General features: G+C 56.2%; 15 protein-coding genes and 2 pseudogenes. 12 read left to right on the top strand and 5 right to left on the bottom strand.

Annotation, left to right across the window (positions count from 1 at the left end; all coding sequences use genetic code 11):
• Nucleotides 1-4: 4 nt before the first annotated feature.
• Nucleotides 5-1,003: a non-homologous end joining protein Ku gene (gene ku, locus PUR_RS05550; protein WP_179034381.1), complete on the bottom strand. Its 999-nt coding sequence runs from the start codon at nucleotides 1,001-1,003 to the stop codon at nucleotides 5-7.
• 195 nt (nucleotides 1,004-1,198) lie between these two features.
• Here ku and PUR_RS05555 point away from each other — a divergent pair, with 195 nt between their 5' ends.
• Both PUR_RS05555 and PUR_RS05560 read left to right on the top strand, forming a co-directional pair.
• The gene (locus PUR_RS05555; RefSeq protein ID WP_179034382.1) at nucleotides 1,199-1,408 is read left to right on the top strand and encodes a hypothetical protein; all 210 of its coding nucleotides are present in this window, start codon (nucleotides 1,199-1,201) and stop codon (nucleotides 1,406-1,408) included.
• 32 nt (nucleotides 1,409-1,440) lie between these two features.
• Complete coding sequence (locus PUR_RS05560; RefSeq protein WP_179034383.1) at nucleotides 1,441-1,632, top strand: H-type small acid-soluble spore protein; 192 nt, start codon at nucleotides 1,441-1,443, stop codon at nucleotides 1,630-1,632.
• Between the two features lie 179 nt (nucleotides 1,633-1,811).
• Here PUR_RS05560 and PUR_RS05565 read toward each other — a convergent pair whose 3' ends face one another.
• From PUR_RS05565 to PUR_RS26490, 3 genes and pseudogenes are all read right to left on the bottom strand, one after another.
• Nucleotides 1,812-1,931: a MerR family DNA-binding transcriptional regulator gene (locus tag PUR_RS05565; RefSeq protein ID WP_179034384.1), complete on the bottom strand. Its 120-nt coding sequence runs from the start codon at nucleotides 1,929-1,931 to the stop codon at nucleotides 1,812-1,814.
• A gap of 23 nt (nucleotides 1,932-1,954) precedes the next feature.
• A complete protein-coding gene (locus tag PUR_RS05570) occupies nucleotides 1,955-3,238 on the bottom strand; it encodes an MFS transporter (protein ID WP_179034385.1) in 1,284 nt (427 codons plus the stop codon).
• Between the two features lie 82 nt (nucleotides 3,239-3,320).
• A pseudogene (locus PUR_RS26490) lies at nucleotides 3,321-3,434 on the bottom strand (helix-turn-helix domain-containing protein); the annotation flags it as partial.
• Between the two features lie 85 nt (nucleotides 3,435-3,519).
• On the opposite strand from PUR_RS26490, the gene PUR_RS05580 reads away from it, so the two are divergent.
• The 7 genes and pseudogenes from PUR_RS05580 to PUR_RS05610 form a co-directional block, all read left to right on the top strand.
• Complete coding sequence (locus tag PUR_RS05580) at nucleotides 3,520-4,515, top strand: DMT family transporter (protein WP_179034387.1); 996 nt, start codon at nucleotides 3,520-3,522, stop codon at nucleotides 4,513-4,515.
• A 118-nt stretch (nucleotides 4,516-4,633) separates the two neighbouring features.
• Nucleotides 4,634-5,116 carry a tRNA (adenosine(37)-N6)-threonylcarbamoyltransferase complex ATPase subunit type 1 TsaE gene (gene tsaE / locus PUR_RS05585; protein WP_179034388.1) on the top strand — a complete coding sequence of 161 codons (483 nt, stop codon included), beginning with the start codon at nucleotides 4,634-4,636 and terminating at the stop codon, nucleotides 5,114-5,116.
• Between the two features lie 6 nt (nucleotides 5,117-5,122).
• Nucleotides 5,123-5,956 carry a tRNA (adenosine(37)-N6)-threonylcarbamoyltransferase complex dimerization subunit type 1 TsaB gene (gene tsaB / locus PUR_RS05590; RefSeq protein ID WP_179034389.1) on the top strand — a complete coding sequence of 278 codons (834 nt, stop codon included), beginning with the start codon at nucleotides 5,123-5,125 and terminating at the stop codon, nucleotides 5,954-5,956.
• Nucleotides 5,953-6,447, top strand: a complete 495-nt coding sequence (rimI, locus tag PUR_RS05595) for a ribosomal protein S18-alanine N-acetyltransferase (protein ID WP_124696837.1) — start codon at nucleotides 5,953-5,955, stop codon at nucleotides 6,445-6,447. The genes tsaB and rimI overlap by 4 nt, the downstream gene beginning before the upstream one ends.
• Before the next feature lie 37 nt (nucleotides 6,448-6,484).
• Complete coding sequence (gene tsaD, locus PUR_RS05600) at nucleotides 6,485-7,534, top strand: tRNA (adenosine(37)-N6)-threonylcarbamoyltransferase complex transferase subunit TsaD (protein ID WP_179034390.1); 1,050 nt, start codon at nucleotides 6,485-6,487, stop codon at nucleotides 7,532-7,534.
• A 477-nt stretch (nucleotides 7,535-8,011) separates the two neighbouring features.
• Nucleotides 8,012-8,254: a hypothetical protein gene (locus tag PUR_RS05605; protein ID WP_179034391.1), complete on the top strand. Its 243-nt coding sequence runs from the start codon at nucleotides 8,012-8,014 to the stop codon at nucleotides 8,252-8,254.
• A 317-nt stretch (nucleotides 8,255-8,571) separates the two neighbouring features.
• A pseudogene (locus PUR_RS05610) lies at nucleotides 8,572-9,738 on the top strand (2-isopropylmalate synthase); the annotation flags it as partial.
• A gap of 496 nt (nucleotides 9,739-10,234) precedes the next feature.
• On the opposite strand, the gene PUR_RS05615 reads toward PUR_RS05610, so the two are convergent.
• On the bottom strand, nucleotides 10,235-12,193 hold the full coding sequence (locus PUR_RS05615) for an ABC-F family ATP-binding cassette domain-containing protein (protein WP_179034392.1): 1,959 nt from the start codon (nucleotides 12,191-12,193) through the stop codon (nucleotides 10,235-10,237).
• Between the two features lie 314 nt (nucleotides 12,194-12,507).
• On the opposite strand from PUR_RS05615, the gene PUR_RS05620 reads away from it, so the two are divergent.
• The 3 genes from PUR_RS05620 to PUR_RS05630 are packed head-to-tail and all read left to right on the top strand — an operon-like array spanning nucleotide 12,508 to nucleotide 14,147.
• Nucleotides 12,508-13,152: a 5-formyltetrahydrofolate cyclo-ligase gene (locus PUR_RS05620; RefSeq protein WP_232101850.1), complete on the top strand. Its 645-nt coding sequence runs from the start codon at nucleotides 12,508-12,510 to the stop codon at nucleotides 13,150-13,152.
• Entirely contained in the window at nucleotides 13,143-13,619 is a 477-nt protein-coding gene (gene moaC, locus PUR_RS05625; protein WP_179034394.1) for a cyclic pyranopterin monophosphate synthase MoaC, read from the top strand. The genes PUR_RS05620 and moaC overlap by 10 nt, the downstream gene beginning before the upstream one ends.
• A 42-nt stretch (nucleotides 13,620-13,661) precedes the next feature.
• Nucleotides 13,662-14,147 (top strand): MogA/MoaB family molybdenum cofactor biosynthesis protein, encoded by a 486-nt coding sequence (locus tag PUR_RS05630; RefSeq protein ID WP_179034395.1) that lies wholly within the window; start codon nucleotides 13,662-13,664, stop codon nucleotides 14,145-14,147.
• The last annotated feature ends 98 nt before the right edge of the window (nucleotides 14,148-14,245 follow it).

Here is a 14,245-nt window from a genome sequence, read left to right on the forward strand (position 1 = left end):
AGCCCTATGATACCGTTTGCTTGCTCTTCGAGCTGCGTCGCTTCGGCTTGGGCGCGATAACAGGCGCCGGGGAAGAAGTGGCGGCCGCTCCGTCGGATGGTATCGTGCTTCCGGCTGCCGCGGCACCCTCTGCCGTGACGCCGGCGGCTTTGGGAGCTGCTTTCTTCCGCTCGCCCGCCGTTTTGCGGGGTTTGGCCGCAGGAGCGCCCGCCGGGCTACCCGGATCGGACGGAATATGCTGCACGGCCTCTATGCTGGCCTGAAGCGCGGCCATCAGATCGATGACATTCGTCTCCTGACGCGCCGGAGCGATGCGGATTTCCTCGCCGGCCACTTTGCTTGAGATCAGGTCCAGCATCCGCTGGCGGTAATCATCCGTATATTTTCCCGGCTCGAACGGCGTCGACAGCTGCGATATAAGCAGTTTGGCCATATCCAGCTCCTTGTCGTTCACCGCACCGGCTTCCGGCAGACTCGGCACCTGGGACACCGGCCGGATCTCGTCCGGGTAGAACATCGTCTCGATCGACAGGCAATTTTCCAGTACCCGAATTGCGGCAAGACTGCTTTTGGAGCGGATGGATATTTTGGCGACACCGATTTTTTCCGTCTGGCGCATTGCTTCCATCAGCAGGCGATAAGCACCTGCCCCGGCTTGGTCCGGAGAAAGGTAATACGTTTTCTGAAAATAAATCGGATCGATTTCCTTCAAATCTACAAAGTCGAGGATCGTAATATTCTTGGTGCTTTCTTCCGTCAGTGTGTCCAGCTCGTCTTTGTCAAAGACGACGAATTTCCCCTTTTCATACTCATAGCCTTTGCCGATTTCTTCCCAGGCCACTTCCTTGTCGCACACCGGACATTTTCGGACATAGGACAAGGGACTGCCGCAAGCCTTATGGATATAACGTAAGGAGACATCCTTATCCTCAGTGGCCGAGAACATTTTGACCGGAACATGCACAAGTCCGAAGCTGATGGCGCCTTTCCAAACGGTATGCATCGAATAACACCTCATTTTCTAAAAAAATTCCGCTTTGACTTAGTATGAACGGCGTCTGTCTTTTTACACCTTGAAGAATTTCGGTTGTGCCTTCCGCCGGATAGAATAGATCTTTTTGCTGCCGGGGAACATAACATTGTCCGGTTTCGGCAAATTCATGGCATGGCGTTATCGCGAATGGAGGCGGGAAGATCGATGTTTCCGGAAAACGGATGGCAGGAGCAAGAGGGATATCCCGACAGATGCGGGACGGCCGTGAACTGGGAAGAGCTTACCGTGCGGCGCCGGGAAGAGGAGATTGTTCCGGGCACGGACAATCTGGATGCGGACCGGACAATCGGCGGACAGACGCAGGACAATCCGGACGATCTGGACGATCGGGATGAGAAGATCAGGATGAGCTGAAACAAGGTTTTGTATAAAAGGGAGGAACAAACATGGACATACAGCGTGCGCAGGATATTTTCGCTTCCAAGGATAACATTTCCGTACATCTGGACGGGGAGCCGGTATGGATCGAGCATGTGGATGCGGCAAACGGCATGGCGACTGTTCAGGTCGGTTCGCGGCCAACCAATGTGCATACGGTTGGCGTGGACCGGCTGGAAGAGCAGAAACGGCAGCGGTAGAATGCCATAGGTGTACTACTGATTAGAGTATCAGAATAGCCATGTTTTTGACGCATGGCTATTCTCAAATTCAGATCCCTTCATTCACACCATCTCGGGATTAGGGGATAGTTTAGTGGAAATATGATGCTGTCCCGATTTCCTTTTTTTTGCAGCGCCTCCCCGATTAATTCCTCCGGTCACCCGTTGAGCTTTCTTTCGGCCAGCGGCAGTGTTCCTATTTTTTCATAGTAACGGATAGTATCCACACTTGTTTGGCATTGTTCCAGAATTTCTTTCATTGTAAAGCTGTAGCTCATTTGGACTCACCTACATAAAATTTTTATTGCCTAATGAACAACGCGCTGACGGCGCCTGCCGCAGCCATGGCAACGCAGATATAGAGCGCTATAATGCCGCTGCCCGCCGCTTCGCTGAAGTAAGCCAGAATGGGCGAGGCCACGGCTCCGCCGCCATTGCCGAATATTGTGTACATGGAGCTGGATCGAATGGCCGCTTTCGAATCGACCAGTTCGGAAGGCAGTGACCAAAAGGGACCGCTGACAATGGACGTCGAGGCGAACGCCAGAATAAGCATGAAGCCCAGCCACTTGATGGAAGTATGCGGTACCGCAACAATCGTGACGACCGACAGCAGGGCTCCGATCAACAGAACGGGATAACGCCGTCCTTTAAACACAAAGTCGGAAATAATCCCGCCCAGAGGCGCGGCCACGAAGGTAACGAAAAAAGTGGCTCCCAGCATCGCTGACGCGGTCTTTTCCGGAATCTCCAAATCGACGGACAGCAGGCGCGGCAGGAAGGAGCTCAGACCGTAAATAAGCCAGCCGTTGACGAATACATAGACGGCAGCCGCCCAAACCCTTGACCGGCGCAGCGCTTCTCTCATGGTTTTAGGCTTGATATACTTCAAATTTCCCGTCGCCGTTCTTGGGTTCTGCTGCGGAACGTTATTTCCGCCCAGCAAATGATCGATCGAAGTCACACCGGGATATACCTCGTTCAAGCCTTTTACAGTGAAAAACACCACAGCGGCCAGGATCATTCCCGGCACGCAGACCATTATCGCGCTAGCCATTTGCCATGACATGCCTGCATCGGTCAGCATCGGGCCGACAATCGAGGGGACGGAAAACCCTACGCCCTGAAACCCGAACAAAATGCCTGAAGCGATGCCTCTCTGCCTTGTAGGAAACCATACCGAAGTCCCGCCGACGATCGCGCCGATGATTAGCCCGCCCGAAATGCCCTGAAAGAAACGCAGCGCCAATATGGCCGTATAGCTGTCTCCCAACACGGGAAAGAGCAACGTTACGGCGGTATTGATCAGAATACCGGCTGTAACGGTTTTACGCGGACCCCATTTTGCGCCCCATGCCCCTCCGATGAGCGGAAATAGGGTATAAGCGATCATGGAGGATGTGATCAGAAGGGTAACCTCCGTCGCCGTAATTTTCCATTCTCTTTGAATGGTAATTCCGAATACGGAAATCAATTGCAGACTCATAAAAAAATGTGCGAAAACAATCACATGGATGATTAATACGTACCAGCGATAGACAGGGGGAGCATCGAGTTTCTTAACTGGATTCTTCGATTGTCTCATATGCTCATCTCCTTTCTCAATATCGGACCGTAACAACATGATGATGATATTTAAAAATTCTCGTTCAGGTGCAAAAATGCTGTTATAATTTTGTTGACCAGAGAGACCGAAAACTTTCCGGTCGCATTTCAGTGAACCGTGGCAGTCGCCAAGACAAGAAATGATTAAACACAAACCGACAGCACCCAAACATCTGTTAAAGTAGGGCTTGCTGCTCCTTAGTTGGTTAAATTTGGTATTTACAAGCTTTAGCTTTATACAAAAAGAAATGAGTTGATCACTTGAAACCTTTGCTTTACGGCGTCTGTTCGGCGCTGTTCTTTGCCATTACCTTTGTACTAAACCGCCGGATGGAGCTGTCCGGAGGAAGCTGGGCATGGAGTTCCTCGCTCAGGTATTTCTTCACACTGCCCTTTTTACTGGCCCTCGTGGCCGGTCGCCGCAGATTGAAGCCGCTCCTTCGGGAGATGGCTGACAAGCCCTGGTCCTGGCTGCTGTGGGGCACGGTCGGCTTCGGCTTGTTTTATGCCCCAATTACCTTTGCGGCGGCTTACGCCCCGGGCTGGCTGACGGCCGGAACGTGGCAAATTACGATTATTTCCGGCTCCTTGCTCGCGCCGCTGTTCGTTACCCGGATACAAGGACCTCAAGGAATTGTGGCTGCAAGGGGCAAAATTCCGCTTCGCGGACTTGGCCTCTCTGTAATCATTCTCGCTGGCGTTGCGGTGCTTCAACTGGAGCATGCCCAGAAGCTGTCGGTTTCACAGGTGCTTCTCGGCATCCTGCCCGTGCTCGTCGCTTCCTTTGCCTATCCGCTCGGCAACCGCAAGACGATGGAGCTGTGCGGCGGCAGGCTGGACGTATTCCAGCGCATTCTTGGAATGACGCTTGCCAGCATGCCCTTCTGGGTATTGGTCGCGCTGTTCGGCTGGAAGGAGTCCGGCCTTCCCTCTCAGGGCCAACTGGTCCAGTCAGCCATTATCGCGCTTTCATCGGGCGTTGTGGCGACGGTGCTGTTCTTCCGGGCCACCGATATGGTCAGACACAGCATGACGGGACTGGCGGCGGTGGAGGCAACGCAGTCGTTTGAGGTGCTGTTTGCTCTGCTTGGGGAAATGCTCATACTGTCCTCTCCTGCTCCGACAATTCTGTCTTGGGCCGGAATTGCCGTTATTATTATTGGCATGATCCTGCACAGCTTATTCTCCCATTCCAAACCGGTGAAGGAACGCACCGGAAAGCAAACTGAACGGGAGAGCGTTTCTGCGGCGCAGTGAGACCCGGGAGGTCCCGGGCGTGTTGCGGTAAGGCTGTGGGACCGATATAATAAAAAGTATTCAAAATTTCGGACGATAGCTGCGGATACGCCGCTCTGTCAAAGGATGGTTGTTGCAGTTGGAAAATAATCCGGAAGCGGTATTTACCTTCCGTTCCCGCAGCCTGCGGGAGACGGAAGCACTGGCGGCGGAGCTGGCCGCAGCGGCAGCTCCGGGCTGGGTCATCGGACTCGACGGCGATTTGGGCGCCGGCAAGACGGCGTTCTCGCAGAGCTTTGCCCGGCATTTGGAAGTCCCGGGTATCGTCAGCAGTCCTACGTTTACTATTATCAAGGAATATGCGGGCCGTGTCCCGCTGTACCATATGGATGTGTACCGGCTGTCTCTTGAGGAGGCGGACGAGCTTGGCTTGGACGAATATTTTTTTGGACAGGGCATTTGCCTGGTGGAATGGAGCAGCATTATTGCGGAGCTGATGCCTGAACGGCATTTGCATATCCGCCTGGAGTCGACCGGGCCGGAGGAACGCGTGATTACAGTGGCCGGAACCGGAGAGCCTTATGCGGGCGTCTGCCGCGGACTGATACAGAAGTGGGGTTAAGAAAGAATGACGAGTGCAAATGAACAGCCGCGCAAGCGGTTTTTGGCGTTGGATACGGCGACGGCATCGCTGGGCGTGGCGGTGACTGAGAGCGGCAGAGTGGTGCATGAAATCAATGCGTCGGGAGAACGCAACCATTCCGTGCATCTTCTGCCGATCATCGGGGAGGCGCTGCAGGCTTCGGGCGGCGCCGAAATGCTGGAAGGCATCACCGTCGGCGTGGGCCCGGGCTCCTATACGGGAACCCGGATTGCCGTGACGGCGGCCAAATCGCTGGCGTGGAGCTGGAAGCTCCCCGTCTGCGGCGTGTCCACCCTTCAGGCGCTGGCCTGGGGCGGCTGGAATGCCGGTGCGGGAAGCCCGGAGGAAGCCGCCGCCGAAAGCGCGCGGCCAGAAGGCGGCTTCGGGCCGGACTGGATTGTTCCGCTGCTCGACGCGCGGCGAGGGCAGGCTTATACGGCGCTGTTCGCCGCAGACGGCGGAAACGCGCCGCTGCGTCTGGCGCCGGACTCGATCCGCCTGATGGCGGACTGGGTGCAGTCCCTTGCGGAGCGCCTGGAGGAAGTGAAGGCGCAGGGTGAACGTCCCCGCCGCCTATGGTTTGTCGGCGAGGCGGCGGTGCATGGCGGGGCGGATTCGCTGAAGCCGCTTGAGGGCGCCGCCGAACTGCGCGTCCTGCCTTATGATCTAGAAGGGCGCTGGATCGGATTTCTGGGGGAAGCTCGGCACGCGTCCGGAGACATCGACGATGTGCACAGCCTGATCCCGAATTATACGCAGCTTGCGGAAGCGGAAGCGAATTTGCTTAAAGCCGGCAAAGGGGGCGTGAAATCGAAATGATGGAAGCTGAACCGGCAAAAGGGCGGGAAGAAGGCCTTGTTTTTCGGCTCATGAAAGTGGAGGATATCCCGGATATTCTCGTAATCGAACGGGAAGCCTTTACGATGCCCTGGACGGAAGAAGCCTTCCGCAATGAGCTGACGCATAACCATTTTGCCAAATACATGATTATGGAATTTGACGGCCGCATTATCGGCTACGCGGGAATGTGGGCGATTGTGGATGAAGCGCATGTCACGAATATCGCGCTGCTGGAGGCGTACCGGGGGCGCAAATGGGGCGAAAGGCTGCTGGACGAGCTGATGAAGACCGCTTCCTATCTCGGGATGAAATCGATCACCCTGGAAGTGCGGGTATCAAACGAAGTCGCCCAGAATTTGTACCGCAAAAAGGGTTTCCGGCCCGCCGGACTCCGCAAAGGATATTACTCCGACAACCGCGAGGATGCGATGATTATGTGGGCGGATCTGCCCTCATATCTGGATATGTAATAGCGTACAGGGTTATGGAAGGAAGAGTGGGATTGGAATGAAGGACGAAACGGGCGCTGAAAAGCCTGTCTATATATTGGCGATTGAAACAAGCTGCGACGAGACGTCGGCGGCTGTCGTAAAGAACGGCTACGAAGTACTGTCAAACATCATTTCCAGCCAAATTGAAACCCACCGCGCTTTCGGCGGGGTAGTGCCCGAAGTGGCCTCCCGCAAGCATGTGGAGGTTATTACCCTGATCGTTGAAGAGGCGCTTGCCCGGGCGGAAATATCGCCGGATAGGCTGGACGCAGTGGCGGTAACGCAGGGCCCGGGCCTGGTCGGAGCTTTGCTGGTCGGCGTTGTGGCCGCCAAAGCGCTCGCGCTGGCCTGGAATAAGCCGCTGATCGGGACGCATCATATCGCCGGACATATTTACGCGGGCCGGCTGGTGAAGGAACTGAAGTACCCGTGCATGGCGCTGGTAGCTTCCGGAGGGCATACGGAGCTGGTCAGTCTGGAATCCGAAGGGCGCTTCCGGATCATCGGGCGCACACGCGACGACGCGGTCGGCGAGGCTTACGACAAGGTAGCCCGGGCGCTCGGGTTCCCTTATCCCGGAGGCCCGCATGTGGATAAGCTGGCGCATGAAGCGGTGGAAGCGGCGGCGCTCCCCCGGGTATGGCTGGAGCCGGACTCCTACGATTTCAGCCTCAGCGGCTTGAAGTCGGCGGTCCTGAATCTCGTGAACCAGAGCCGGATGAAAGGGCAGGAGCCCGATGCGGCAGCTATCGCCCGGGGATTTCAGGAGTCCGTCGTCGAGGTGCTGGTCGAAAAAGCCGTCCGCGCCGTCCGCGCCACCCATGCACGGCAGCTGCTGCTCTGCGGCGGGGTCGCCGCGAACCGGGGTCTGCGTGAAGCGCTGACGGCCCGCTGCGAAGATGAGGGCATCGAACTGATCATCCCTCCCGCCGTCTACTGTACGGATAACGCCGCCATGATTGGCGCTGCGGCCTACACAAAGTGGCGGCATGACGGCGGCACGCCGCTGGATATGGTAGCCGATCCCGGCTTCTCTCTTGAAAATTGGTCGGTACAGACCTATTGACAGCAGGGAAGGTCCGCGCGTATAATCGTGGCAATCATAATGACAAACGCGATGATCGGAAACAGTAGGGTAATTCCGGGGATAAAGAGAGCTGCGGGGCGGTGCGACGCAGCCGAAGGAGACCTGAACTCGTCCGGGAGCGGAGCGGCGGAATAAGTGCATGTCTGGCTGGAATCATCATTAGCCAGGCGTCAACCCGGCAGTGCACGGCCGGGGGGAAGTACGCCGTTACGGGTCGTCCCCGTGAAAGGACGGTCACACGGAAAGGAGGAAGCCTTCAGGCTTTACCGGACCGGATGACAGCAAAGTGGATATCTCGAAGAAACCTGTCTGTTCGCAGGAGAGCTGAGATATCAACAAGAGTGGTACCGCGAAGGCACAGCCTGTCGTCTCTTGAAGAGACGACGGGCTTTTTTTGTTTAAATAAATGATTGCTAAGACAGCATAACGCGATGAACGGGAGCAGTAGAAGGAAAGATGGCATGCAGAGAGCTGCGGGTCGGTGCGACGCAGCGGCCACCACCTTTGAATCTCGCCCGGGAGCGTAAGCGGCGGAAACCGCAGCTTGCAGCCCTGCTGATTTGGAATCCGGGAATGGCCATCCGGGTATTCTGGCAGCAGGCCAAGCAGCGGCGGGTACGCGGCTTACGGATTGTCCCCGTTACCGGACATTCTCTGCAGGACGCCGCTCGAATGGTGCGGCGCTTCAAGAGAAGATAAGCTGGACGCAGCCAGGGAAAATGCATGAATTCCCGTTTAGGCGCGTCAAGAAGAGTGGTACCGCGGAGGGGAAACCCGCCGTCTCTTTGAAGGAGACGGCGGGTTTTTTGCGTTCAAATATAAGAAATGTATAAGCCGTGCGCTTATCATTGGGTCTTATATTTCTACGAGAAACGGTACCTAAAAGCGATACTCGTATCGCTACTTCGGAAGCTTAAGCTCCCTAAAAGGACGGCGAAGCCGTTTCTTCTTGTCAACACAACATGAATATAACGCTTAAAGCAGGCTTAAAACTTTAAATTCGGGAGGAATTCACAATGATTGTACAGCCGCGAAAGAAAATTCATATTTTCGATACGACGCTGAGAGACGGGGAGCAGGCGCCGGGCGCAAGCCTGACACCGGAGCACAAAATGGTGCTCGCCGGCAAGCTCGCCGAGCTTGGGGTGGATGTGCTGGAGCCGGGATTTCCGGTCTCAAGCCCCGGAGATTTTGCGGCGGTGCAGGCGATTTCCCGCCAAATCCGGAACGTGGAAATTTGCGGCTTTGCCAGGGCCGTCAGAGGTGATATCGATGCGGCCGTCAAGGCGACGCAGGATGCGGAGAGACGGCGCATCCATCTGTTTATTTCCTCGTCCGACATCCATCTGCGCCATCAGCTGCGCAAGACCCGGGCCGAGGTCGTTTCGACGGCGCGGGAAATGACCGCATACGCCCGCCAGTTCTGCGATGCCGTGGAGTTTACGGCCATGGACGCCGCGCGCACGGGCATCGACGACCTGATTGAAATGGTCGAGGCGGTCATTGAGGAAGGCGCGACGATTATCAATCTGCCGGACACCGTAGGCTATGCTCTGCCGCAGGAATACGGCGAGATGTTCCGCCGGGTGCGGCAGGGAGCCAGAGGCGGCGATAAGGTCAGCTACAGCGCCCACTGCCATAACGACCTGGGCCTGGCGGTTGCCAATAGCCTTGCCGCGATTGCCGGCGGCGCGACACAGATCGAAGTGACCGTCAACGGGATCGGAGAGCGGACGGGCAACTGCGCAATGGAGGAACTGGCGATGGCGCTGGAAACCCGGGGAGAGGCGCTGAACGCGGCTACGGGGCTGGCACTGGGCAAGTTGTACGAAACTTCGCGCCTTGTCAGCGAGACGATGCATTTTCCGCTTGCTTATAACAAGCCGGTCGTCGGCCGGAACGCCTTCCAGCATGAATCGGGCATTCATCAGGACGGGCTGCTCAAAGACCGCAGCACCTATGAAATTATGGACCCGGAACGTCTCGGCATTCCCCGGAGCATGATCATTCTGGGCAAGCATTCCGGCCGGCACGCCCTGAAGGACCGGGTCGCCAAATACGGCATCACCCTGCAGCCTGCCGAACTGGAGGAATTGTACGAATCCTTCAAGGCGATTGCCGACCGCCAAAAGACCGTTAGCGACGACCAACTGCTGCAAATGGTAAGCCAATCCACCGGCCGGCTTTTACCCTGATCGGCGCATCGCAAGCCGGCGCAGCCCGCTGCCCTTCACAGGGCGGCGGGTTCTTTTTTGAAATATCAGGTTAAGGATAAGCTTCGCGCTTATCCTTAACCTGATATTTTTACGAGAAACGGATGCCTTCCTCTTCCAGAGGACGGCGAAGCCGTTTCTTCTTACATAAATCGCGGATCGGTCCATAGAGGGACGTTTTTTGTCAAGCTGTGGACAAGGTTATCCACATATTCCGTCTAATCTGTGCAAAAATCGTGTAATGTCAGCATTCAAGCCAGTTTTTTTAACACCAGAAACAGGGAATAAGTTTTCAACAGAAAGCTGTAAAAAATGTGGATAATGTGGATAATGCGGTGGATAAAAAAGTCTTGACAGCACAAATAGCGATTTGACGCATAAAAAAGGACCCGAAGGTCCTTTTTTTGGTAATAGTTATACACGATATCTGGGGACAACCTTGTGGATAATTATTTAGGATCTGATCCTAATTCGCATCGTCAGCCAGAACTTCCCATTCGCTAAAAAATTCGGCGAGCCGCTGTTTTTTTTCATTTAAATCCCGTTCATGCTCCTGCAGCGCCATATAGTCCTGGTAAATCTCCGGCTTCGTCATCTCCGTTTCGATTGCCGCGATGTCTTCTTCCAGCTTGGCGATAGCGTTCTCCAGTTCGGTCAGCCGCCGCTGACGGCCCCGTTCCTCGCGTTTGGCCTGTTTGTCGGTTTCGTATGAAGCGGCGCCTCCTTTATCGGCAGCTGCCCCCCCTCTTTCAGCGCTATTCGAAGGAGAAGACGCCACACTCCCGGCATCCTCGCTGGCGAGATCCTCCAGTTCTCCTTTTTTCGCGATATAGTCGTCGTAATTTCCGAGATAAGGGTTGATTCCGTCCGGATGAAGCTCCAGCACACGCTCGGCCATTTTATTCAGGAAATAACGGTCATGGGAGATAAAGAGCAGGGTTCCTTCAAAATCGATCAGCGCGGATTCGAGCACCTCGCGGCTGACAAGGTCGAGATGGTTGGTCGGTTCGTCGAGAATAAGCATGTTCGCGCCCCGCAGCATTAGCTTGGAGAGCGCCACCCGCGCTTTCTCGCCGCCGCTGAGCGCGGCTATTTTCTTCTGCACATCTTCGCCGCTGAACAGGAAATTGCCGAGAATCGTCCGGATTCGCGCCTCCTCCAGCATCGGATATTCGCTCCAGAGCTCCTCCAGTACAGTATTCTTCGGATTCAGCCGGGTCTGTTCCTGGTCGTAGTAGCCGATCTTCACCTTGGCTCCCCAGTTCACGCTTCCGGCGGACGGTTCGCGGGTGCCGATCAGGCATTGCAGCAGAGTCGACTTGCCGATGCCGTTCGGACCGATCAGGGCGGCTGTCTCGCCGCGGCGAAGTTCGAAGGACGCATGCTTGAACAGAGGATCGCCCTCTCCGAAGGCTACGGCGACTTCCCTGACCTGCAGCACTTCCCTGCCTGAATGAAACGCCGGTTCGAAGGAAAAGTTCGCTTTTTTCAGCTCGCCGGGCGGCCGATCGATCCGGTCCATTTTTTCCAGCGCCTTGCGCCGGCTCTGCGCCCGTTTCGTTGTGGAGGCCCGCACGATGTTGCGCTGCACGAATTCCTCCATCTTGGCGATCTCGTCCTGCTGCTTCTCGTACTGTTTGAGCCTGCTCTCATACTCGGCGGCCTTGAGATCCACATAGCGGCTGTAATTGCCCGTATACCGGCGGGACTCATGCCGTTCGATTTCCACAATGGCCGTCACCAGCCGGTCAAGAAAATAGCGGTCATGGGATACGACCAGTATGCCGCCGGAATAACCGCGCAGATAGTCCTCCAGCCAGGTCAGCGTTTCGATGTCCAAATGGTTGGTCGGTTCGTCCAGCATCAGCAGGTCGGGAGCCTGGAGCAGGATGCGGGCGAGCGCGAGGCGGGTCTTCTGCCCTCCGCTTAAGGTCGAAATCGGCGTGTCGGCAGGGAAGTCCCCGAAGCCCATTCCATGAAGTACGCTGCGGATGCGCGTATTCATTTCATAGCCGCCGTGGTCCTTGAACCAGTCCGACCGCATGGCATATCGTTCAAGCAGCTCCTCATAGCGTTTCTCGTTCTCCGCCGCTGCCGGATCGGCAATTTGTTCCTCAAGCTGCCGCAGTTCGGCCTCCGCCTCGATTAGGGGCGCGAATACGGCCAGCATTTCCTCATGAATGGTGCGGTCAGACTGCAGCCCGCTGTTCTGGGCCAGATACCCGACCGTCGTTTCCTTGGATTTATAAATTTGACCGCCGTCATAGGACAGCTCTCCGGCCAAAATTTTAAGCAGGGTCGACTTGCCGGCTCCGTTGACGCCGACGAGCCCGACCCGTTCTTTCTCGTTTACCTGCAGGTTGATGCCTTCCAGCACGGGCTGGATGCCATATAATTTCGTGATTCCTGACGCTTGAAGAAGCATGACAAATGAAACCTCCACCCTATAAGACTTCGCTGCGGCCGGCGATTCTGGCACTGTGCCGCTTTTGGACCTTTATTCCTAATATTAGTGTACATGAAAAGACTTTTTTGCGCGAGGTTAAAGGGTTCCGGGGGCGTCTTGGCGAATTCGGAGCAACAGTGGTAAACTGGAGGTAAGGATTTGCCCTGTAATGAAAGACATTTATTCCGCTTCCGGCCGAGGGATACGGCTTCGCCTTAAGCGGGAATCTATAAATCTTGACCAACGAAGGATAACGGCAAGACGATTATTAAGGAGGCAGAAGGTTGAAAGACGTGGACTTGCAGCTTCCCGCCTACAAGCGCGCGCTGCGCCGAAGCGCCGCCTCTGTCCGTGACGGAATACCTCCGCGGCGAAGAGAGGAGTTGTCCTCGCTCGTATGCCGCCATGCATGGAGATTGCTGGATGAGACTTGCGCGGACTCGCTTATGGTCTACGTTCCGTTCCGCTCCGAGCTGGATACGCGCCCTTTGATTGAGCGGTGCTGGAAGGAGGGGCGCAGAGTCATTCTCCCCCGCGTCCATGGCGATTCCGGGGAGCTGTCCCTGCACGGCGTAGAATCATGGAGCGAGCTTGCCCAGGGAATGTTCGGCATTCCGGAGCCCGCGGAGACCTATTCTGTAATCGAGGAAGGAAGCGAGCCGCCGGTAGTTTTCGTTCCGGGTCTGGCCTTTGATGCCAGGGGAGGGCGGCTTGGATACGGCCGTGGCTATTATGACCGGCTGCGGGCCCGCCTTTCCGGAGCCGCGGCGCCCGGCACGCAGAAGAATTCGGTGTGGATCGGCCTCGCTTACGGAGCGCAGATCTTGCCCGAGGTGCCCATGGAAGCCCATGACGCTTTTATGGACATGCTGATTACCGAGAAAGGAATACTGCACTGCACTGCCGAAGGAAAGGGGGTTGACGCAAGATGGAGTTGACGCATTTCAACGGTCAGGGAAGAGCCCGCATGGTTGACGTGAGCGACAAGGAAGTGACCAAGCGCGAGGCGACCGCGCAGAGCAAGGTGACGATGGCGCCGGAAACGCTGGACGCTATCAAAGCCGGAGCCGTCGGCAAAGGCGATGTGCTTGCCGTCGCCCAGGTCGCCGGCATTATGGCCGCCAAGAAGACGGCCGACTGGATACCGATGTGCCATCCGCTGCCTTTAACGGGCATCGATATCCGATTTTCGGACAACACCAAAGATGAACTATATATAGAAGCGACAGTTAAGACCACCGGCAGGACGGGAGTTGAAATGGAGGCGCTGACAGCCGTCTCCGCCGCCGCGCTGACGGTGTATGACATGTGCAAGGCCCTGCAAAAGGACATGATCATCGGGCCGACGCTGCTTGCGTCCAAGACCGGCGGCAAGAACGGCGACTATGCACGGGAAGAAGCGTAGTTCATATCAGTACATAATGAACATAGAGAGGAAGGAGAACCTATGGCGTGGAAGACAGCAATCCTGACGGCCAGCGACAAGGGGGCCCGGGGCGAGCGGGAGGATACGAGCGCCCAAGTCATCCGCGAACTGGTGGAGGAGGAGCTTGGAGGAGAGATCGTAGAGTACCGGATTGTTCCCGATGAGCCGGATGAAATTATTGCGGCTCTCATCGAATTGACCGATTACTTTCAGGCCGATCTGGTGCTGACCACAGGCGGCACCGAGCTGGCGATCCGGGACGTGACGCCGGAAGCGACGCGCCGGGTTGTTGAACGGGAAGTGCCGGGTATGTCGGAGGCGATGCGCAGTACGGTGATGCAGAAGAATCGCGCCGCCATGCTGTTCCGGGGGATCTGCGGCATCCGCGGCCGAACGCTGATCGTCAATCTTCCGGGCACGCCGAAGGGTGTGCATGAGCATTTAGCCGCCATTATGGATCAACTGCCGGAGGCGCTGCTGATGGTGACCGGACAATACCGGCAGTAACGCTTTCGAATCGTAGAATCGCAGGTTTACTTACAGATCGTAGGGTTGCTGACTATGCCATCTTCTCCAAACAACTGCTTCCGTTTGGGTTTCGACAC

The sequence above is a fragment of the Paenibacillus sp. URB8-2 genome (assembly GCF_013393385.1).
In the GTDB taxonomy this organism is placed as follows: Bacteria; Bacillota; Bacilli; order Paenibacillales; family Paenibacillaceae; genus Paenibacillus_AQ.